The organism is Microbacterium sp. ET2 (assembly GCF_030347395.1).
GTDB classification, from domain to species: domain Bacteria; phylum Actinomycetota; class Actinomycetes; order Actinomycetales; family Microbacteriaceae; genus Microbacterium; species Microbacterium albipurpureum.
Genome location: NZ_CP128170.1, coordinates 346,949 through 367,107, shown reverse-complemented (window position 1 = coordinate 367,107; position 20,159 = coordinate 346,949). Strand labels below are relative to the sequence as shown.

Below are 20,159 nucleotides of genomic sequence, written 5' to 3'. Positions count from 1 at the left end.
GCTGATCGGATGCCTCGCCTCCTCGCCGTCTGCGCGGTCCACCAGCTTCGACCCGACACCGGAACCAACGGCGTGACCGCCATCGACAAACGCCCGATCGAGGGGCAGGCACCCGTCGGCCGCTACGGCGTGCGCGGCGATGTCCAGGCCAATCGCAGGCACCACGGCGGGCTGGACAAGGCGCTCTACGCGTACGCGCAGGAGGATGCCGACTTCTGGGCACGCCAGCTGGGACGGGATCTTCCGCCCGGATGGTTCGGCGAGAATCTCCGGGTCGACGGAATCGATGTCAATGCGGCACGCGTGGGCGAGATCTGGCGCGTCGGGGATCGTCTGGAGCTCGAAGTGACGATGCCCCGCACGCCGTGCGCCACATTCGCCCGCTGGGTCGGCGGCAGCCACGCGCGGGGCTGGGTCAAGCGCTTCTCCGACGAGGGCCGGTTGGGTGCCTACCTGCGCGTCCGGAGAACCGGTTCAGCCGGCGCGGGAGACCCCGTGGAGGTGGTGGAGCGCCCCGAGCGGGCACCCACCATCCTGGAGGTCTACCGCGGCGTCTGAACGGTCGGCGCGGTCGCCCTCAGACGCCGAGCGACTGGCCCGCCGAGCCCAGCTGGTGGGTCGCCTCGACGACGCGCGCGGCCATCGCCGACTCGGCGATCTTGCCCCAGGCACGCGGGTCGTACTGCTTCTTGTTGCCGACTTCGCCGTCGATCTTGAGGACGCCGTCGTAGTGGGAGAACATGTAGCCCGCCACCGCGCGGGTGAACGCGTACTGCGTGTCGGTGTCGATGTTCATCTTCACCACGCCGTTGGCCACGGCCAGGGCGATCTCCTCGTCGCTGGACCCGCTGCCACCGTGGAAGACCAGGTCGAGAGGCTTCGGGCCGGTGCCGAAGCGCGAGGCGATGCCCTCCTGGATCTCACCGAGGAGCTCGGGACGGAGCTTGACGTTGCCGGGCTTGTACACGCCGTGGACGTTGCCGAAGGTGAGCGCCGAGATGTACCGGCCGTTCTCGCCCAGTCCCAGTGCCTCGACGGCCTTGGTCACGTCGCCGACGGTCGTGTACAGCGCCTCGTTGGACCCCTCGTGCGCGACACCGTCCTCCTCGCCGCCGACCACGCCGACTTCGATCTCGAGGATCGCGCTGATGCTCTTCAGGCGCGGCAAGAGGTCCTTCGCGATGTCGATGTTCTCATCCAGCGGCACGGCCGAGCCGTCCCACATGTGCGACTGGAAGATGGGGTTCCGGCCGGCTCTGACCTCTTCTTCGGATGCCTCGATGAGCGGCAGCACGAAGTTCGGCAGCGCTTCCTTGGGGCAGTGGTCGGTGTGCAGGGCGACGGTGATGGGGTAGTTCTTGGCGACCTCGGTGGCGAACTTGGCGAAGGCGAGGGCTCCGGCGGCGCGAGCCTTGACAGTGTGCCCGGCGAAGTAGTCCGCGCCGCCGGTGGTGACCTGGATGATTCCATCCGAACCGGCCTCGGTCAGTCCCTGGAGCACCGCGTTGATCGTCTGCGAGCTCGACACGTTGATCGCCGGGTACGCGAACCCGCCGGCCTTGGCGCGGGAGAGCATGTCGGCGTACTGATCCGGGGTGGCAACGGGCATGAGGACTCCTTGTTGTCGAGCGGCCTGTCGTCGAGTGGCCTGGGATGGGTCGGTCGTGCGGGCTCCGCGCAACGCGGGTCGATCGAAACTCTAGCGAAGGGCTCGGCCGCATGCCCGTCTGCGAAGCGAACGGCGAGCGCTGCGCACTTACCGACGGTGAAAGAACCGGCGTTCCTTCGCTCTCCGGCCTGCCCTGGGCCGGTGGCTCGCCTCCGGCGCTGGCTAGGCTGGAGACATGGTGAGCATCACCGGCGACATGAGCCCCCTGCACCCCGACCGCAACCTCGCTCTGGAGTTGGTGAGGGCCACCGAAGCAGCGGCCATCCGCGCCGTGCCCTTCATCGGCCGCGGGATGAAGGAAGCCGCCGACGGTGCCGCGGTCGACGCCATGCGCGCCTTCCTCACCACGGTGAACTTCGACGGCACGATCGTGATCGGCGAGGGCGAGAAGGATGACGCTCCGATGCTGTTCAACGGCGAGCGCGTCGGCAACGGCCGCGGCCCGCAGTGCGACATCGCCGTCGACCCGATCGACGGTACCTCGCTGACGGCTGCGGGGCGCAACAACGCCCTCTCGGTGATCGCGGTGTCCGACCGCGGATCGATGCTCGACGCCTCGGCGGTGTTCTACATGGACAAGCTCGTCACCGGTCCCGCCGGCGTCGGCGTGGTCGACATCCGTCTCCCCATCGGCGAGAACATCCGGCGGCTGGCCAAGGCGCTCGGCAAACCCGTCGACGAGGTCGTCGTCTCGGTGCTGAACCGCCCGCGGCACGAGCGGCTGATCGCGGAGATCCGCGACGCCGGGGCCGGCACTCGTCTGATGAGCGACGGCGATGTCGCCGGCGGGATCAATGCGGCGCGCCACAACGCCCGCACGGACATGTGCGTGGGGATCGGAGGCAGTCCGGAGGGCATCGTGACCGCGTGCGCGATCAAGGCCCTGGGCGGCCACATCCAGGGTGTGCTGTGGCCCCGTGACGATGACGAGAAGCAGAAGGGCATCGACGCCGGTCTTCTCCTGAATGACCATGTGTACGAGGCCGACGACCTGGTGAAGGGCAGCAACACCATCTTCGTCGCCACCGGTGTCACCGACGGGCAGCTGGTCGACGGCGTGCGTCGCGAAGGAGACCACGTCTACACCGAGAGCGTCGTGCTCCGCGGCGCCTCGGGGACCCTTCGCCGCATCACGTCGGAGCATCTGACCTCCAAGTGGCTCTGAACGCGACCTCGTCGTGCGGACACGCGGAAGCGAAGGGCGAACTCTAGCGAATCGTCGATCGTGACGCAGTCGTGACGGGTATCTGTGGACGGTTCTGGCACAATTGACCTCAGTGCCAACGGAGTCACGTGTCGTTCATCCACAGCAGGGGGTTACTCCATGTCGGTACAGTCCGTGGGTCCGCAGACGGGAGCTCAGGCGGTCATCGCTGACGCCGTCGACCCCGCCCGCCGCCCCGATGTGTTGTTCCGGGTGCGCCGGGATGAAGACCATCAGCTCTCGCCGTGGTGGATGATCGGCGCGTTCGCCGGAGTGTCCATCGCGGTCATCACCCTTCTGAGCTTCGTCCCCGGCGGGGCCTGAGCGCATCTCGTCAGCGGCGTTCGGGACCGAGCCGGTCCCGGAGGACGCCGATATCCGCCGCCACGGCGGGCGCCGGTTCGTCTGATGGCGCCGACGTCGCGTCGAGATCGTCGAGCAGTTCGGGCGCGGTGAATCTGCGCGGTCCGGACTCGACAGCCGCGGGCGCGCGGAGCGCATCGATCTTGGTCTCATCGATGCCGGGGAATTTCCGTGCGGTCACGAGGACGCGGGATTCGAGCGACCCGACCAGGCCGTTGTAGGCATCGAGGGTGCGCTCGAGAGCCCGGCGCAGCTCGTCAGCATGGCCGGCGAGAGTGCCGAGGCGGTCGTAGAGCTGGGTGCCCAGGTCGAACAGCACGCGGGCGTCGGCCGAGACATCCTGCTGCGTCCAGGTGTAGGCCACCGTCTTCAGGACAGCCCACAGGTTGACCGGCGAGGCTATCGCCACGCGCCGGCTGAAGGCGTAGTCCAGAAGCGACGGATCGTCCTCCAGCGCCGCGGCCAAGAGCGACTCGCTCGGCATGAAGCAGATGACGAATTCGGGGCTCGAGCGAAGCCCCGCCCAGTAGGCCTTCTTCGACAGCGCATCCACATGTGCGCGGACGGCTTTGACGTGCTTCTCGCGCAGTGAACGGCGGCGCACCGCCGGTTCACCGGAGGCTCCGTCGGAAATGGCCGATGCCTCGAGGTAGGCGTCCAGCGGCACCTTCGCGTCGACGGGGATCGCCTTGTCGCCGGGCAGTCGGATCACCATGTCGGGACGCCCGCCGCCGGCATCCGATCTCACGGCGCTCTGCAGATCGAAGTCGACGTGCCGTGTGAGTCCGGCCGCTTCGACGACCCGACGCAGCTGGGTCTCGCCCCACACTCCACGCGTGGTGCCCGATCGCAGTGCCGACGCGAGGGATTCGGTCGTGGCACGCAGGGCCTCGTCGGACTGCTGCGCACGACGGAGCTGCTCGGCGAGACTGCCGAACTGCTCCTGCCGCTCACGTTCGATCTCGCCGACGCGATGCTGCATCGTCTGCAGGGTCTCGGCGACCGGCGCGAGGGCCCGAAGGACCGCCTGCTCGCGGCGCTCTCGTTCTTCGCGCGTCGCCTGCTCGGCGCGGGACTGCGCGACGAAGTCCCGATAGAGCCGAAGCTGCTCGGTGAGCTGTGCCCCGATCGCAGCTTCAGAGGCTTGGGAGGCCGCCAGGCGCTCGCGCACGGCAGCCGTACGGCTGTGCGCGCGCATCGTTGCGAGCGTCCAGCCGGCGAGAACCCCGGCGAAGAGGCTCACCGTGACGAGGAGGGGAAGAAGGAGCGCGTCCATGACCTCACCCTGCCCGAGGGGTAGGACATCGCCTGCGCGGCGCGTGAGGTCTCACGCCTAGGCGACGGCCTCGAACGACACCGAACGCCGTGGCGCCGGCGCGGCGGCGACGGCGATCTGCGAGACCCGGACACCGGTCCACGCCGCCAGGTCGTCGATGTCGTCGGCGGCGACGCGTCGCGCCGCATCGATCATCACATGCGCGCACGCGAGGGCGTCGGCCACGGCGTTGTGATGGGCGAACTCGGCGAATCCCGCCTCCGCGGCGACGAAGGGCAGTCGATAGGACGGCAGCTGATACACCTTGCGCGCCACCTGCAGGCTGCACGCGTACCGGTAGGGTGGGCACTCGTCACCGGTCGCCTCGCATGCGCGCGCGAGCACGGCCATGTCGAAGCCGGCATTGTGCGCCACGAGCACGTCGCCGCCGGCGAATCCGGCGAGGTCGCCGAGCTGATCGGACCAGCTTGGGGCGTGGAGGACGTCCTCCGGTCGGATGCCGTGGATGCGCATGTTGATGTCGAAGAAGTGGTCGTGGCCGGCGGGCGGGCGGATGAGCCACCCCGCGGTGGCGACGACCTCCCCGCCGCGGACCCGCGCCAAGCCGACCGCACATGCCGAAGCGCTGCTGGAGTTCGCCGTCTCGAAGTCGATTGCGGTGAAGTCCAGAGGCACGGCTTCACCCTCTCCGTCACCCGGCCGCCGGTGTCCGAGGCGCGCCGATGTTCGCCGGATCGTGTCGGCGTAGGCTCGGGGGATGGTCAGCCGTGAGGAGATGTCCACCTCGTTCGGACGCGAGGCCACTCGCTACGAGAGCGGCCGCCCTGACTACCCCGCGGAGGCGGTCGCGTGGCTCCTCGAGCCCGTGACCGAGCCCGGGCGGCGTCCGCGGGTCGCAGACGTGGGCGCGGGAACGGGCAAGCTCACCCGAGTCCTTCGTGAGCTCGAAGCGGAGGTCGTCGCGGTCGACCCCGATGCCGACATGCTGGCGGAGCTGCGGCGACGTGTTCCCGGAACCCCTGCGTTCGTCGGAACAGCAGAGCGGATGCCGCTCCCCGACGCATCGGTCGACGCCGTCGTCGGCGGTCAGGCATGGCACTGGGTCGATCCGGTCGCCGGCGCCGTCGAAGCGGGCCGGGTGCTGCGCGAGGGCGGCGTCCTGGGTCTTGTCTGGAACGTCCGCGACGAGCGCGTCGCCTGGGTGCACCGCCTCACCGGGATCATGCACGGGTCCTCGGCGGAGCAGCTTATCTCGGAGGGCGGTCCCAGGCCGCATCCGCGCTTCGAGGCATTCGACACGCGCGTCTGGGAGTGGCATCGCCCCCTCAGGCGCGAGGCCTTCCTCGATATGGCCGCCTCGCGCAGCTCTGTCATCACCGCCGAGGTGACCGCGCGTCGGAGGATCCTCGACGAGGTCGGAGCGCTGTTCGACGAACTCGCCCAGAACGGCGTCGTGGAGCTTCCCTATCGCACCGAGGCCTTCCGAGGGGTCGTGCGTCGCTGACGGCGTCGGCGACGCCGCGCGCCGCCGGTAGGCTGGATGCCCGTGGCTCTCACCATCGGAATCGTCGGTCTACCCAACGTCGGCAAATCGACGCTCTTCAACGCCCTCACCAAGAACCAGGTGCTCGCAGCGAACTACCCGTTCGCGACGATCGAGCCGAACGTGGGGGTGGTGAACCTGCCCGATCCGCGCCTGGATGCTCTCGCCGAAGTCTTTCACAGCGAGCGTGTGGTGCCCGCGGCGGTGTCGTTCGTCGACATCGCCGGCATCGTCCGCGGCGCGAGCGAGGGGGAGGGGCTGGGAAACCAGTTCCTCGCCAACATCCGCGAGGCCGACGCCATCGCCCAGGTGGTGCGCGGTTTCGCCGACGATGACGTGGTGCACGTCGACGGAGCAGTGAACCCCGCCGGCGATATGGAGACGATCAACGCCGAGCTTCAGCTGGCCGACCTTCAGACGCTGGAGAAGGCCATCACCCGGTACGAGAAGGAGGTGAAGGGCAAGAAGCTCGACCCCGCCGTGCTCGAGACCGCCGTCGCCGCTCAGGACGCGCTCCAGAAGGGCGTGCTGCTGTCGGCCTCCGGACTCGATTTGTCGCCGATCAGGGAGCTGGGCCTTCTCACGGCCAAGCCCTTCATCTTCGTCTTCAACGTCGATGAGGCCGTCCTCACCGACGAGGCACGCAAGGCCGAGCTCGCCGCCCTGGTGGCCCCGGCGCAGGCGGTGTTCCTGGACGCGAAGATCGAGTCGGAGCTGATCGATCTCGACCCCGAGGATGCCGCCGAGCTGCTGGCCTCCACGGGACAGACCGAGTCGGGCCTCGACCAGCTCGCCCGCATCGGCTTCGCCACCCTGGGCCTTCAGACCTACCTGACCGCGGGGCCGAAAGAGGCTCGTGCCTGGACGATCGGCAAGGGCTGGAAGGCGCCGCAGGCGGCCGGTGTCATCCACACCGATTTCGAGAAGGGCTTCATCAAGGCCGAGGTGATCTCCTTCGACGACCTCGTCGCCCTCGGCTCCGTCGCCGAAGCCCGTGCAAAGGGCAAGGCGCGCCTCGAGGGCAAGGATTACGTCATGCAGGACGGCGACGTGGTGGAGTTCCGCTTCAACAACTGATCGGTCGAATGAGGTCACGACTTCGGTAAGCCGAAGAGCGCTCCTCCCGCGAGCACTCGGTCCACGGTGACGGCGCTGAGGCCGCACTGCTATCTCAACGGTAGGCACATCGGCCGTGCGCAGGACGGCGACGTCATAGGTAGACGTCTGCGGACGTCTCCCTGGGTCCGGTGCGTCTCACACCACCGACGGTGTCGCGAGCACCTGATCTTGGACCGAGTGGCCCCAGCTCAGCCGGTTGTGTCGGACGGGCTCGCGCAGTTCAGTCCGGAGACTATCCATCCGCCGGCGTCCGCTGCTTCCGCCGGGGATGCCGCGCCTTCAGCGCTCGTATCGACGTCGGCGATGAACTCACCATGACACGGTCTCGCGACGGGCGGCGGAAAGCTGCGCATGAAGTCTCGAGACGGCCCGATGCCGAGGTACCGGTGTCCCTCGCACTCCGTCGGGATGGAAAGGCCCTCCTTCAGCGGTTGGGAATACTCGCCGCCGCCGGAATCGAGCAGATCGCCGTCACGATACGGGTCGCCTTCGATGAGCAGCGCGTCGCCCACCCACTCAATGGCAGCGCTCGCGAAGACAGGTACCGAGCCGTCCTCGAACCGCACGCAGCCGCTGCTGAAATCGAGGACTCCGACGATCGGCGCCGCGTTCGCACCGTCGCCGTAGCGGTACTCGTACGTGGCCACTGCCGCAGGGGTCTGCGGCACGTCGGTTTCGGCGTCTGAACATCCCACGAACGCGATCATTGACGCGGCGGCAAGGCCGGCAAGCAGAAATCGGCGCCGCTCCATGCGCGAAGCCTAAGCCATGTCCGCTCCTGCTGGTCGTCGTTTCCGGCGAAGGAGGGCGCCGCGCCGGAAGAGCGTAGGACGGTGACGTGGTGGAGTTCTGCTTCAACGACTGATCAGGGAACCACGCGCTGGGCGTACACGACCCTGTTGTCCACGTACGATCCGGCGTCCTGGTCGAACACCCCGCCGCATGTGATGAGGCGGAGTTCGTCGGTGACGACGGCTCCGAACACCGCCGCGGTCGGGAAAGCGGACTTCGGATAGTCCGTCGTCTCCGTCACCACGTACGCGTGCGCCGTGCCGGCCGTGTCCACAACCTCCACGAGATCACCGACCTGCACATCGCGAAGACGCACGAACACGGCGGGCCCGGTCGGCGAATCGACGTGCCCGGCGATCACCACCGGACCGGTTCCTCCCGGGCGACCGCCACCGGTGAACCATCCGACCTCGTCGAAGTCGGTCGGTACCTGCATCGAGCCGTCGGCATTCAGGCCGAGGTCGATGAGCGGCTCGTCGAGACTGATCGACGGCACGGAGACCCGCGCAGGGGGAAGGGCTTGCGCCTCCGGCTCGGACGAAGGCGTCGGCGCGGCCTGGCTCACCGCCGGCGAGGCGGGCGGCGGTGAGTCCGCCGAACGCTGCGTCGCGCACGCGGCGGCGCTGCCGATCGCCAGCACAAGCACGGCCGCGAGCGCGCCGCGCAGCGCCCATTCCCCCCAGAATGGACGCTGCGCGGCCGACCGCGGTCGGATCACCGAGTGGCGGCCTGCCGGCGGCGGTTCACGACGACCGCAGCGCCGACCCCGAGACCGGCGACGGCCAGCGCGGCCCCGCCGATGCCGAGGGGTGAGATGCCGGTGTCGGCGGTTCCGCCGGCGCCGGTGTCCACTCCGCCGACGGGGATGGCTGAGAGCTGCCCGCGTACGACGCCCGCCGCGTAATCGACGGTGTGCGAGTCGCCGGTGAATCCGGCGGGGTTCGCTTCGATCTCCGCGAGGGAGAATCCGTCGCCGGTGTCGGCGCCGTCAACCTCGACGCCCGTCGTGAACGGTCCCTGGAGGCATCCCGAGGAGGTGCGCGGTCCGTCACCCACCGGCTCAGGGTTCGGGAACGCGATCCGCGGCGGTCCCGGCTGACCCGCCGCAGCCTCGTGGATGTGCGTGGCCGTCTTGGCCGGGCTCTGGTAGTCGCCGCTGACACCCTCCAGGCGGATGTCGTAGCAGATGATCTCCAACTCGGAATTGATGCGGAACGTGAACGTCCCCGTTGCACCCTCCTGCCCGGGCGCGGCGACGCCGTCGTTGTTGATGACCTGATCCGGAGTCGCCATGACGGTGAACGCGCTGGTGAATGTGTCCGGCTCCTCGACCGCGGTCTCGGCGTGGGCGGGCATCGCGACGGTGAGGGCGGCTACGCCGGCCAGGGCACCGATCGTCACGAGACGGGCGGATGTCTTCTTCGTCATTTCCTCGAACCTTCCGATCTGGACGCGCCGGTCGCATCCGTTGTCGGGGTCTACGAGGCGCGAAGGGCGTGCGTTCATCGGCGCGCAGATTTTTCTTTCTCGATGAACGGATGGACGCCGCGGGCGGTAACACCTGATGATCGCGAGGCCGTTCCGGCGCCCGGGCGATCACTAGCCTGTGAGGAGATGGTGTGGGAATCACCGCACGACGGGGCGAGGGGGAGAGGATGATCTCGGACCCGCGCCCACCGGAGGACTTCGACGTTCGACGGGCCTTCGCCGAGAACGGCAACGCTCTCCTGGGTTATGCCGTCAACGCCCTCCGCGACCGTCCACTCGCCGAGGACTGCGTACAGGAGACGTTCCTGCGCGCATGGCGGTCCCGTGACCGCTTCGACGCGGCCCGGGCGACCGAGCGCACCTGGCTGTTCGCGATAGCCCGGAACGTCATCGTGGACGCACTCCGGGCCCGTGCACGCCTGCCGCGCATCGGCGACGACGCAGAGCTGGAGACACGGATGGCCGACGCCATCGACCCCCTGGAGAGGCTTGGCATCATCGAAGGCCTGGCGGCTCTCAGTGACGCGCATCGTACGGTCGTCGTGGCGGTGCACGTCGAGGGGCGCAGCTATCAGGAGCTCGCAGACGCCACCGGCATCCCCGTGGCCACGTGGCGGACGCGGGCGTTTCACGGGCTCAGGGCCCTTCGCAGACATCTCCAGGGAACGGAGGAGGAATGATGCGCACCCCCGATGACCGCATCGCCGAGCTGATGGCGGCAGCCCTCGCCGGCGAACTGACGCCGGGCGAAGTCGAGGAGTGGGAGGCGCTGCGGCGACGTCGTCCCGACGTGGAGGACGAGTTCCGCGAGCTGGCAACGTTGTCGAATCGGCTCCGCGAGGGAGATGTCACCTGGACGCCCCCACGCGATATCGACGCGCTCGGTGACCGCATCCTCCGTGCCGTCGACGCCGAGACCGAGTCGCGGGGTATGCGGTCGACGGTGACCGCCGCGCCGGCCCGGCGCTCGCGTCGGTGGCTCGCCCCGATCGTGGCCGCGGCGTGCCTGGTCGTCGGGATCGCCATCGGCGTCTCCTGGCCCGACCCGGCGGTGACGACGCCGTCGGGACCGCCCGGCACTCTCGGCGCGATCGAACCGGTCGCTCTCGACGGCGTCCCCGATGACGTCGAGATCGAGGCGGACCTCGTGGCGCACACCTGGGGGACCGAGACGGTGGTCGAAGCCACGGGGCTCGACGTCGGAGCGACCTACGAGGTCGTCCTGATCGACGAATCGGGGGTGGAGTACTCCGCGGGGGCGATGCTCGGCTCGGAGGTGCCGATCGAATGTCGCCTCAATGCCGCCCTGATGCGCACCGAGGCCGTGCGTCTCGAGGTGCGCGCGGAGGATCGATCGATCCTCGCGCAAGCAGACCTGCCCGAGGCCTGACGCACCACCGGGTAGGCTCCTCGAGGCATTGTCCGGCGCCCAGCGCCCGCCGCCCGACTCGAGAGGATCCTGATGCCCGACCTGCAGAGCGTCACGCGCGACGCGCGCGTCATCCCGTTCATCGACGAGGGCGAAGGACCGGTCTCGCTCGTCCTCATTCCCGAACACAGCCTCGAGGGCGACGCGCTGGGCGCCATCGCGCACTATCTCGCCGAGGAGGCCGGGTTCCGCGTCATCCGCATCGATGAGCCTGCCGGCGGCGACGCGAGTGTCGCCGAGCGTGTCGCGGACGTCATGGCCGTCCTCGATCACGTGGGTCTCGACGATACCTGGGTCGGTGGACACGGCCCCGGGGGCACCGTCGCCCGGGCGGTGGCGGCTGAGCACACCGCGCGAGTCGATGGACTGCTGCTCCTGGGCGCCGAGGACGCCGATCTTCCGCTCGCACCCGGCATTCCGGTCCTGATCATCCAGGGGACGGATGACGCCGAGACCCCGCCCGAGAACGGTGCGCGTCTCCAGACGTCGGCCGCCGACCGGGCGACGGTCCGGACGGTTTCGGGCGATCACCTCTTCCCGATGTCGCATCCGATCGAGACGGCGCTGTTCATCGAGGAGTACCTCGACTGGGACTGACCGCCCCGCCGCTGCTGCCGACGCACTTCCGCACGCCGCACGAACCCGTCGCCGGCACGAGTACCTCGCCGGCGCCGGGTTTGCAAGGGGGCCCCTCAGGCTTTTCCCGCGGAGTAGACAAGAGACATGAAAGTCGTCGTCTACGCCGGGAGCGAGTTCCTGACGGGGGATGACCTCGCCACAGCCCTCCTCGAATACAGCGAGTCCCTCGGCGCCGCCCACGCCGCACACATCGTCGAGATCCCGGTCCGCGAGCCCGACGGCTCCACGGTCGGAGCGACGTTCCTGGTGGGACCCGCGAGCCAGATCGTGGTGAAGGACGCCCCGCTGTCCGGGGCAGAGCTCTCGGCACCCGATGTCGTGGCGCAGCTGCAGTCCCTGACACGAGAGCAGCGACCTGTGATGCGGGTTGCCTCCGATTCGGGTGAGGGGCTGAACTGGGGCGAGGAGTTCTAGATCGACGACTCCGCGTCCCCGTCGGACCAGCCGTACGCGTTGAACCATGCGGCGCGATCTGCGGCGTCGTCGTCGTCGGCCGGTCGGGTGTACGCGTCATGGTCGCAGAGCGCGCCGCCCTCGAGTGCGACGAACCCCCAGCAGACCGGACACACCGCCTTGCCGTTCGGGAACCCGCCCGGCAGCGAAGGGGCGGCGGACGCGCGCCTGCCGCTTCCTGAACAGCGCGGGGCATCGGCTTGCGCGTTCGACCACATCCTCCCGGTGCCGACACGGTTGTGAAGGCCCGGGTGACCGGCGGGCCGGGTGCAGACGGCCCCCGCGCTTCTGCTCCGACACCAGATCGTCGCGGTCGTCATCCGGCGATTGTAGACACGCGGATGCCGCATCGCGGCCGTCGATGAAAGGATGACCGCATGCCCGAGTCGCCCGAAGTGCAGGTTCTCGCCGACGTTCTCGACGACGCGGTGACCCATCGCCGGATCATCGGTGTGGACGTGGGTGAATTCCGCTCGTGGAAGACCCGGGACCGGCCGGCGGAGGGGCTCATCGGCGCGACGATCACCGGCGTCACCCGCTTCGGCAAGCACCTCGACGTCGACACCGATCGGGGAGACCTCGTCGTCACCCTCGGTCGCGCCGGGTGGGTCCGGCATCGCGTGGAGGGGGAGCGAGGCGACGGCGACACCGTCGAGCCGCCGGATCCCTCGTCACCTCCGGCCGCGGTGATCGCCACGCTCGACCTCGACGACCGCACCGCTCTGGAGTTCACCGACGCCGGCGAGTGGCTCTCCCTCGCTCTGTCGCTCGTCGATCACCCCCAGGACGTGCCGGCGGTGAAGAAGCTCGGACCCGACCCGATGTCGCCGACCTACACACGGGCCGACTTCGACAGGATCACCGTCGGCCGGCGCAAACAGCCCAAAGCCCTCCTGCAGGAGCAGGAGAGCATCTCCGGCATCGGCAACGCCTACTCCGACGAGATCCTGCATCGCGCGAAGATCGCCCCGACGACCCATGCGGCCGCCCTCGACGACACCGAGCGCGAGGTGCTGTTCGAGGCGATCCGCGACGAGCTCTCCGAGGCGGTCCGCGCACGACGCAGCATCCCACTGCCGCGCATGAAGCAGGCCAAGGCCGCGTCGATGAGGGTGCACGGGCGGACGGGCGAGGCCTGTCCGGTCTGCGGGGGCATCGTGGAGGACGTGCCGGGATCGAAGGGCGCGGCGCAGTACTGCCCGGTCTGTCAGGGCTCCATCGACTGAGTCGAGCGTCCGAGCTCCGGGGATCGGATTAGCATGGAGGGATGACTGCTCACACCTCCGCCACCGAGATCCCCACCGCGCAGAGCGTCGAGGACGCCAAGCCCCTCGTCCCGGGTGAGAACCTCCTGGGTGAGCCGAGCTTAGCGGGGTCGTGCTGCGGGGGCGGCGCCTGCGGCGTCTGATCGCTCAGGCTCCGCCTCACCACCCCCGCGCGCCGGTCAGATCGTCTGGCCGGCGTGAGTTCCCTCGGCGATCTCCTCGACCACCTTCGCGTTGAAGGCCGGCAGATCATCCGGTGTGCGGCTGGACACCAAGCCCTGGTCGACGACGACCTCCTCGTCCACCCAGCGGGCACCGGCATTGGTCAGATCGGTCTTCAGGCTCGGGTAGCTCGTGAGGGTTCGGCCGTCGACGGCGCCCGCTTCGATGAGGATCCAGGCGCCGTGGCAGATGACGCCGACCGGCTTGTGCTGCGAGAAGAAGGCGCGCGCGAAGGCCACCGACGCGTCATCCATCCGCAGGTGATCGGCGTTCACGACGCCGCCGGGCAGGACGAGCGCATCGTAGGACGCCGCGTCGGCATCAGCGGCAGACATGTCGACCGCCTGCTCGTGTCCCTTCTTGCCGGTCACGCTGCCCGATGCGGGCGAGACCAGCTGCGCCTGAGCACCGGCGTCGGTCACCGCCTGCCAGGGACTGGTCAACTCACTGTCCTCGTAACCGTCGGTGAGGAGGAACGCGACGGTCTTGCCGTCCAGATCGGCCATGACACTTCCTTTCGTGGGTTGCTCCCACGCTAGGTCGGTCGGTCGCCTCCGCGCCCGGGCTTGCCCCGGCCGCCCTCGACGGCTAGGCCTCAGTGCGGAGCGGGCAGTGGCAGCCTCTCGTCGGCGGGCTTGCGCACCAGGAACGCGCTGAACAGCAGCGGCAGCGACACGATCGCCGCGAGGAGGAAGGCTGCGTGAGCACCCTGCGCGCCCGCGTCGGAGGCCCCGGTCGCCTCCGCGGCGGACTGGACGCCGGACATCACCGTGATGAACAGGGCGATGCCGGCAGCTCCGGCGACCTGCTGCACCGTCCCGACCACGGCAGAGCCGTAGGAGTAGTACTTCCGGTCGAGGGAGGCCAGCGATGCGGTGAACAGCGGAGTGAACGACAGCGCCAGTCCGATCGACAGCGCGGTCTGGCCCACGGCGATGGCCCAGATCGGCGTCGTCGCGGTGAAGGTCGTGAAGACCCACAGCATGCCGACGGCGATGACGGTGCCGGGGACGAGGAGTACGCGGGTGCCGTGCCGATCGTAGATGCGCCCCACGATGGGTCCGGCCAGGCCCATCGCCAGGGCGCCCGGGAGGACGATGAGGCCTGACATGAACGGGTCGAGCCCGACTACGTTCTGCGCGTAGAGCGGCAGCACCGTGATGATGCCGAAGAACGCCGCCGAGAGGAGCGTCATGTGACCGGTGGCGAAGCTGAAGTTGCGGAAGGTGAACACCCGCAGATCGAGGAGGGCGTCGTCGGTGCGCTGCAGCCGGATCTGCCGCCACGCGAAGAGCGCAAGGGCCACCACGCCGACCGAGAACGCCACGATGAGGGAGACGGTCGCGGTGGTGGACGCCGTAGCCGCCTCGGCGGCGGTGCCGCCGTGTGCCTCCGCGGCGCCGCCGATCTGGCTCAGGCCGTAGACCAGGCCGCCGAAACCGAGGGCGGAGAGGATGACGGAGAGCACGTCGATCGGGGCGCGCGTGGTCTCGCCGAGGTTGCGGATCCAGATCGCGCCGACAGCGAGGGCGACCAGGGCGATCGGGAGGACCACGCCGAAGTTCCAACGCCAGCCGACGGTGTCGATGAGGAAGCCCGACAGCGACGGGCCGATGGCCGGGGCGAGCGAGATGACGATGCTGACGCGCCCCATCATGCGTCCGCGGGACTGCGGCGGGACGACGTTCATGATCGTCGTCATGAGCAGCGGCATCATGATCGCCGTTCCCGACGCCTGTACGACGCGTGCGACCAGGAGCATCGGGAAGCCGGGGGCCAGGAACGCGATGAGCGTGCCGAGCGAGAACAGGGTCATCGCGGCGATGAACATCTGTCGAGTCGTGAATCGGCGCAGGAGGAAGCCGGTGATGGGGATGACGACGGCCATCGTCAGCATGAAGGCGGTCGTGAGCCACTGCGCGGCGACGGCGGTGATGCCGAGGTCGACGATGAGACGCGGGATCGCGATGCCCATCGTGGTCTCGTTCAGGATCGCGACGAAGGCGGCGGCCAGCAGGAGCCAGATGATGCGGCTCTCGATGGGGCTGAGCGTGGCGGGTGGCGCGGAGTCGCGGACGGCGCCGGCGGTGGGGATGGTGTCGGTGGCTGCCACGGGGCTCCTCAGGGCGGGCGGAAGAAGGCGAAGGATGACGGATGACGCGGGTGCACCCGTCATCCGTGAGAACTGTCTGAAGCTAACCGCCACCTCCGACAGGGCATTCCCCTCGGAGGTGAATCCGTTCGAATCCGACGGTCAGTGCTCGGTGGTCGGCTCCGTGTCGTCGTCGTCCGCCGACCCGATCGGGTCGGTGGGCTCGGGCTCGGGCTCGGCGGCGAGCAGGGCCGCGGGGGTCGGGGAGACCAGCTCCTCCTCCGGCACGGCCTTCAGCTCGTCGATCTCGGCGCGGATCTCGGCGAGGTCCTCACCGTCGCGTGCGGGCTGTTCCGGAGTGGTCTCGCTCATAGGTCACACCCTACCGATCCGGTGGGGGTGGGCGTCAGTAGGCTGGCGAAGGTGAGTATGCGCGGTGGTGGCGGTGGGGGAGCTCCCGGCGGCTTCCGGCCGGTCGACATCGAGGCGCAGCGCCGACTGAACGCCGAGGCGCCGAAGATCCCGAACCTGGGCCGCCGCGTCGTGGCCCTCTTCCGGCCGTACCTCGGGAGGATCACCCTGACGGGCATCCTCGTCGTCGTCGGCGCCGGCGTCGCGGTCATCCCGCCGCTGCTGGTGCAGCGGATCTTCGACGACGCCCTGTTCCCCGTCGACGGGGGATCGCCCGACATCCCCCTCCTCGCTCGGCTCGTCGCCATCATGATCGGCCTGTTCCTGCTCTCCGCCGTGCTCGGCGTCGTCCAGACGTGGTTGACTTCGACCGTGGGTAACCGGGTCACCGGCGATCTGCGGGTGCGCCTCTTCGACCACCTCCAGGCGATGGAGCTCGCGTTCTTCACCCGGACGAAGACGGGTGTCATCCAATCCCGCCTGCAGAACGACGTCGGCGGCGTGTCGGGGGTGCTCACCAACACCGTGACGAGCATCCTCGGCAACGTCGTCACCGTCATCGCCTCGCTCGTCGCGATGATCATCATCGACTGGCGGCTCACGATCATCGCGGTGATCATGATGCCGTTCCTCGTCATCGTGCAGCGCCGGGTCGGGCAGGTGCGCGCGCGGATCGCCGGAGAGACCCAGGAGTCGCTGTCGGAGCTGACCTCCATCACGCAGGAGACGCTGAGCGTCTCGGGCATCCTGCTGTCGAAGTCCTTCAACCGACAGCGCACGGAGTCGGCCCGGTACGCCGACGAGAACGTCAACCAGGTGCGCCTGCAGGTCCGTCGCGCGATGAGCGGTCAAGGCTTCTTCGCCGTCGTCCAGGTGCTCATGTCCAGCGTGCCGGCCCTCATCTACCTCGTGGCGGGACTGCTGGTGACCGGCGGCGCCGATGCCATCACCGCGGGGACGATCGTGGCGTTCACCACCGTGCAGGCGCGTCTGCTCATGCCGCTCATGGGTCTCATGCGCGTGGCGTTGGACCTGCAGACCTCGGCCGCGCTGTTCGCCCGCATCTTCGAGTACCTCGACCTCACGCCGGCGATCCAGGACGCTCCCGACGCGATCGACGTCGCCGACGCACCAGGACCGGTCGGGCGGATCGAGTTCCGCGACGTCGTGTTCCGCTACCCCGACGCGGCACCCGACACACGTCCGACGCTCGCCGGGATCTCGTTCGTGGCGGAGCCCGGGCAGCACATCGCCTTCGTCGGCCCCTCGGGTGCGGGCAAGACGACGGTGCTCTACCTCACCCCCCGCCTCTACGAGGCAGGAGACGGCGCCGTACTCTTCGCCGGAGAGGACGTGCGGCATCTCACACAGGAGTCGATCATCGACCGGATCGGGATCGTCTCCCAGGAGACGTACCTGTTCCACGCCACCATCCGGCAGAACCTGCGATACGCCAAGCCCGACGCGACCGATGCCGAGCTGGAGGCGGCGTGCCGCGCCGCGAACATCCACCATGTCATCGCCGGATTCGAGCGCGGGTACGACACCGTGGTCGGGGAGCGGGGGTATCGGCTGTCAGGCGGTGAGAAGCAGCGCATCGCCATCGCGCGCGTGCTGCTGAAGGACCCGCCCGTCCTCCTCCTCGACGAGGCGACCTCAGCCCTCGACACCGTCTCGGAACGGGTCGTGCAGGAGGCGCTGGACGCCGCCGCCCGGGGGCGCACCACCCTTTCGATCGCCCACCGGCTCTCGACGGTGATCGCCGCCGACGTCATCCATGTGATCGAGGCCGGGCGCATCGTGGAGTCGGGGACGCACAGCCGACTCGTGGCCGAGGGGGGACTCTACGCCGAGCTCGCCGCGCAGCAGCTCGCCACCACGCGCGTGCTCGAGGCGGAGGCCGAAGATGAACCGGCCGACCTCCCCGACCGCCGAGCGGACCGCGCGCCGGACGAGACGGGGGATCGGCAGACCGACGCCGACCTGCGACGCGATCGGGAGGAGGTCGCGCGGCTCCTCACCGAGCCCGTCGTCGTCCTCCCCGACCGCCCTCTTCCCTGAGATCACCACGGGCCCCCGAGATCACCACCGGGCCCTGAGATCACCAGAGCGCGGCGGCCGATACCTCCGGCGAGACGGCGCGGTCCGGGCCCCGCCCCTGCAGCTCGCGGATGAAGACCCCGAGCGCCCGTCGGTAGGCGTCGTCGTCATGCGAGCGCGCGATGGTGACGAGGGGTGGGAGATCCAGGGTGAGGATGAGCTCGATCCGCGCGCGCACGGCGGCCGGATGCCCCGCGGCATCCAGGATCTCGAGACCGCCGCGAAGTCCGTCGAGATAGTCGCGCAGCACCGGCAGGACCTCCCTGTGCTGGGTGATCGACGATCCGTCCGCGCGTTCGCGCCACTCCACGACGACGTCGGGGATGACATCGAACGCCCGCGCGGCGGCGTACATCCGCTGGGCGAGGATCTGGTCCTCGTACAGTCGTCCTTCGGGGAAGCGCAAGCCCGCGCGCTGCCAGAAGTCGTGCCTGCTGACCTTGGACCAGGCGACGATGTTGCCGGATGCCGCGGGGTGCTCCTCCAGGGAGGTGCGCCGACGCTCGGGGTGGGTTGCGGCGGTGACCCACGGCTGAACCGGTCCGGCGGCGTAGGCCCCCGTCTCATCGGGTCGGAGCCGCACGTAGGCGCCGACGACGAAGTCGCTGCCGGTGTCGTCGAGGACGGTGAGGAGGCGCTCGAGGGCGGTGGGGGTGAACCGATCGTCGCCGTCGAGGAAGGCCAGGTAGGGGGTGTCCACCGCGTCGAGCCCGGTGTTGCGGGCGGCGGCCAGGCCCCGCCGTTCGGCGTGGCGGATGACGGAGAACCGCTCGTCCTGCGCGGCGGCGCGCGTGAAGATCTCGAGGGTGTCGTCGGTGGAGGCGTCGTCGACGAGGACGGCGCGCCACTCGCGGAACGTCTGAGACCGCAGCGAGGCCAGCGCCTCACCCACCCAGGGCCCGACGTCGAAACCCGGGACGATGACGGTGAGGGCGGGTGTCACGGGGCCGATCGTACCGCCCGGACGGCCGCGGCGACCTGGTCGGCCAGCCCGTCCGCCTCCACGTGGGAGTGGGGGGAGAAGCTGAACCGCACGGCGGTCTGCGCGACCTCGGGCGGGTATCCCATGGCGAGCAGGACGTGCGAAGGTTCGTCGCTGCCTGCCGCACACGCCGATCCACTGGAGGACACCACTCCGCGTCGTTCGAGCTCGAGGAGGATCGCCTCCCCGGAGGTGCCGGGGAAGACGAAGCTCGCGGTCCCGGGAAGCCGCTCCGCGGGGTGGCCGGTGAGGAGGGCCTCGGGCACCCGGCTGCGCACGGCGGCGATGAAGCGCTCCCGCGTGGCTCTCACCCGCGCGCTGCTCGTACCCCGCTCGGCCTCGGCGAGGTCGAGCGCCGTGGCGAGGGCCACCGCGCCCGCGACGTCCTCGGTGCCGCTGCGACGTCCTCGCTCCTGCCCGCCGCCGTGGAACAGCGGTTCGAGGGGGACGCGGCCCCGCACGGCGAGGGCTCCTGTTCCCTTGGGCGCGCCGAGCTTGTGGCCGGCGATCGCGAGACTGTCGGCGCCGGTGCCGGCGAGAGGCAGCCACCCCGCGGCCTGGACGGCATCGAGGTGAAGGGGGATGCGTCGTGCGCCGGTCACGGCGGCGATCGCCGTGACATCCTGCACCGTGCCCACTTCGTTGTTGGCGTAGCCGACGGCGACGAGCGCCGTGTCATCCCGCAGTGCGCGGGAGACCTCCGCGGGGTCGATCCGGCCGTCGTGGTCGACGGGGAGCATCGTCACCGCGAAGCCGTGGATGCGCCTGAGGAAGTCCACCGACTTCAGGATGGCCTCGTGCTCGATGGGCGAGGTCACCACGTGTCGCGCGCCGCGATGCTGCTGGGCCGCGATGGCGATCCCCTTCACCGCGAGGTTGTCGGCCTCGGTGCCGCCCGAGGTGAAGACGATGTCGCCTGGCCGCATTCCCACGATCCGGGCGACGCGCGCGCGGGCGTCTTCGAGGGCGGCGGCAGCCGACTCGCCGACGGTGTGGTGGCTCGACGGGTTTCCGAACCACCGGGTGAGGTAGGGCGCCATAGCCTCCAGGACCTCTGGACGCACCGGGGTCGTAGCGGCATTGTCGAGGTAGAGCAGTGACATCGGGCGCCC

Annotated in this window: 24 protein-coding genes; 12 read left to right on the top strand and 12 right to left on the bottom strand. The window is 69.5% G+C overall.

What is annotated here, in order from left to right; all coding sequences use genetic code 11:
• The first annotated feature begins 9 nt into the window (after positions 1-9).
• Complete coding sequence (locus QSU92_RS01850) at positions 10-558, top strand: MOSC domain-containing protein (protein WP_289264499.1); 549 nt, start codon at positions 10-12, stop codon at positions 556-558.
• A gap of 19 nt (positions 559-577) precedes the next feature.
• On the opposite strand, the gene fbaA is transcribed toward QSU92_RS01850, so the two are convergent.
• Positions 578-1,609: a class II fructose-bisphosphate aldolase gene (fbaA, locus tag QSU92_RS01845; protein ID WP_289264498.1), complete on the bottom strand. Its 1,032-nt coding sequence runs from the start codon at positions 1,607-1,609 to the stop codon at positions 578-580.
• Between the two features lie 235 nt (positions 1,610-1,844).
• Here fbaA and glpX point away from each other — a divergent pair, with 235 nt between their 5' ends.
• A complete protein-coding gene (gene glpX / locus QSU92_RS01840; RefSeq protein WP_289264497.1) occupies positions 1,845-2,834 on the top strand; it encodes a class II fructose-bisphosphatase in 990 nt (329 codons plus the stop codon).
• 159 nt (positions 2,835-2,993) lie between these two features.
• Positions 2,994-3,197 (top strand): UDP-N-acetylmuramyl pentapeptide phosphotransferase, encoded by a 204-nt coding sequence (locus QSU92_RS01835; protein ID WP_179560413.1) that lies wholly within the window; start codon positions 2,994-2,996, stop codon positions 3,195-3,197.
• 10 nt (positions 3,198-3,207) lie between these two features.
• Here QSU92_RS01835 and QSU92_RS01830 read toward each other — a convergent pair whose 3' ends face one another.
• Entirely contained in the window at positions 3,208-4,512 is a 1,305-nt protein-coding gene (locus QSU92_RS01830) for a DNA recombination protein RmuC (protein WP_289264496.1), read from the bottom strand.
• A 57-nt stretch (positions 4,513-4,569) separates the two neighbouring features.
• Complete coding sequence (locus QSU92_RS01825) at positions 4,570-5,187, bottom strand: exonuclease domain-containing protein (protein WP_289264495.1); 618 nt, start codon at positions 5,185-5,187, stop codon at positions 4,570-4,572.
• 82 nt (positions 5,188-5,269) lie between these two features.
• On the opposite strand from QSU92_RS01825, the gene QSU92_RS01820 reads away from it, so the two are divergent.
• Together QSU92_RS01820 and ychF are read left to right on the top strand one after the other, a co-directional pair.
• Positions 5,270-6,016 (top strand): class I SAM-dependent methyltransferase, encoded by a 747-nt coding sequence (locus tag QSU92_RS01820; protein WP_289264494.1) that lies wholly within the window; start codon positions 5,270-5,272, stop codon positions 6,014-6,016.
• 42 nt (positions 6,017-6,058) lie between these two features.
• Positions 6,059-7,132, top strand: coding sequence for a redox-regulated ATPase YchF (ychF, locus tag QSU92_RS01815; RefSeq protein ID WP_289264493.1), 1,074 nt, complete (start codon positions 6,059-6,061; stop codon positions 7,130-7,132).
• Between the two features lie 230 nt (positions 7,133-7,362).
• Here the strand turns inward: ychF and QSU92_RS01810 are convergent, their stop codons facing one another.
• The 3 genes from QSU92_RS01810 to QSU92_RS01800 form a co-directional block, all read right to left on the bottom strand.
• Positions 7,363-7,926 carry a hypothetical protein gene (locus tag QSU92_RS01810; protein WP_289264492.1) on the bottom strand — a complete coding sequence of 188 codons (564 nt, stop codon included), beginning with the start codon at positions 7,924-7,926 and terminating at the stop codon, positions 7,363-7,365.
• A gap of 113 nt (positions 7,927-8,039) precedes the next feature.
• On the bottom strand, positions 8,040-8,684 hold the full coding sequence (locus QSU92_RS01805) for a class F sortase (RefSeq protein ID WP_289264491.1): 645 nt from the start codon (positions 8,682-8,684) through the stop codon (positions 8,040-8,042).
• Complete coding sequence (locus QSU92_RS01800) at positions 8,681-9,394, bottom strand: CHRD domain-containing protein (RefSeq protein WP_289264490.1); 714 nt, start codon at positions 9,392-9,394, stop codon at positions 8,681-8,683. The genes QSU92_RS01805 and QSU92_RS01800 overlap by 4 nt, the downstream gene beginning before the upstream one ends.
• A 227-nt stretch (positions 9,395-9,621) precedes the next feature.
• Here QSU92_RS01800 and QSU92_RS01795 point away from each other — a divergent pair, with 227 nt between their 5' ends.
• The 4 genes from QSU92_RS01795 to QSU92_RS01780 all read left to right on the top strand — a co-directional run bounded on the left by QSU92_RS01795 (position 9,622) and on the right by QSU92_RS01780 (position 11,936).
• Positions 9,622-10,134, top strand: coding sequence for a sigma-70 family RNA polymerase sigma factor (locus QSU92_RS01795; protein ID WP_289264489.1), 513 nt, complete (start codon positions 9,622-9,624; stop codon positions 10,132-10,134).
• On the top strand, positions 10,131-10,844 hold the full coding sequence (locus QSU92_RS01790; protein ID WP_289264488.1) for an anti-sigma factor: 714 nt from the start codon (positions 10,131-10,133) through the stop codon (positions 10,842-10,844). The genes QSU92_RS01795 and QSU92_RS01790 overlap by 4 nt, the downstream gene beginning before the upstream one ends.
• Before the next feature lie 72 nt (positions 10,845-10,916).
• Positions 10,917-11,480 carry an alpha/beta fold hydrolase gene (locus QSU92_RS01785; protein ID WP_289264487.1) on the top strand — a complete coding sequence of 188 codons (564 nt, stop codon included), beginning with the start codon at positions 10,917-10,919 and terminating at the stop codon, positions 11,478-11,480.
• Positions 11,481-11,606: 126 nt separating this feature from the next.
• Entirely contained in the window at positions 11,607-11,936 is a 330-nt protein-coding gene (locus QSU92_RS01780; protein ID WP_289264486.1) for a hypothetical protein, read from the top strand.
• Here the strand turns inward: QSU92_RS01780 and QSU92_RS01775 are convergent.
• Entirely contained in the window at positions 11,933-12,295 is a 363-nt protein-coding gene (locus tag QSU92_RS01775) for a hypothetical protein (RefSeq protein ID WP_289264485.1), read from the bottom strand. The two genes, QSU92_RS01780 and QSU92_RS01775, sit on opposite strands and share 4 nt — an antisense overlap.
• Positions 12,296-12,352: 57 nt before the next feature.
• Here QSU92_RS01775 and QSU92_RS01770 point away from each other — a divergent pair, with 57 nt between their 5' ends.
• Both QSU92_RS01770 and QSU92_RS01765 read left to right on the top strand, forming a co-directional pair.
• On the top strand, positions 12,353-13,201 hold the full coding sequence (locus tag QSU92_RS01770) for a DNA-formamidopyrimidine glycosylase family protein (protein WP_289264484.1): 849 nt from the start codon (positions 12,353-12,355) through the stop codon (positions 13,199-13,201).
• Between the two features lie 41 nt (positions 13,202-13,242).
• Complete coding sequence (locus QSU92_RS01765) at positions 13,243-13,383, top strand: hypothetical protein (RefSeq protein ID WP_289264483.1); 141 nt, start codon at positions 13,243-13,245, stop codon at positions 13,381-13,383.
• Between the two features lie 36 nt (positions 13,384-13,419).
• Here the strand turns inward: QSU92_RS01765 and QSU92_RS01760 are convergent, their stop codons facing one another.
• The 3 genes from QSU92_RS01760 to QSU92_RS01750 form a co-directional block, all read right to left on the bottom strand.
• Positions 13,420-13,968 (bottom strand): type 1 glutamine amidotransferase domain-containing protein, encoded by a 549-nt coding sequence (locus QSU92_RS01760; protein ID WP_289264482.1) that lies wholly within the window; start codon positions 13,966-13,968, stop codon positions 13,420-13,422.
• 89 nt (positions 13,969-14,057) lie between these two features.
• On the bottom strand, positions 14,058-15,575 hold the full coding sequence (locus QSU92_RS01755; RefSeq protein WP_289264481.1) for an MDR family MFS transporter: 1,518 nt from the start codon (positions 15,573-15,575) through the stop codon (positions 14,058-14,060).
• Between the two features lie 141 nt (positions 15,576-15,716).
• On the bottom strand, positions 15,717-15,926 hold the full coding sequence (locus tag QSU92_RS01750; RefSeq protein WP_289264480.1) for a hypothetical protein: 210 nt from the start codon (positions 15,924-15,926) through the stop codon (positions 15,717-15,719).
• A gap of 57 nt (positions 15,927-15,983) precedes the next feature.
• On the opposite strand from QSU92_RS01750, the gene QSU92_RS01745 reads away from it, so the two are divergent.
• On the top strand, positions 15,984-18,026 hold the full coding sequence (locus tag QSU92_RS01745) for an ABC transporter ATP-binding protein (RefSeq protein WP_289265785.1): 2,043 nt from the start codon (positions 15,984-15,986) through the stop codon (positions 18,024-18,026).
• A 40-nt stretch (positions 18,027-18,066) separates the two neighbouring features.
• Here QSU92_RS01745 and QSU92_RS01740 read toward each other — a convergent pair whose 3' ends face one another.
• Both QSU92_RS01740 and QSU92_RS01735 read right to left on the bottom strand, forming a co-directional pair.
• Positions 18,067-19,008, bottom strand: coding sequence for a glycosyltransferase family 2 protein (locus QSU92_RS01740; RefSeq protein ID WP_289264479.1), 942 nt, complete (start codon positions 19,006-19,008; stop codon positions 18,067-18,069).
• The gene (locus tag QSU92_RS01735; protein WP_289265784.1) at positions 19,005-20,144 is read right to left on the bottom strand and encodes a cysteine desulfurase family protein; all 1,140 of its coding nucleotides are present in this window, start codon (positions 20,142-20,144) and stop codon (positions 19,005-19,007) included. Before QSU92_RS01735 ends, QSU92_RS01740 begins: the two co-directional genes overlap by 4 nt.
• Between the last annotated feature and the right edge of the window lie 15 nt (positions 20,145-20,159).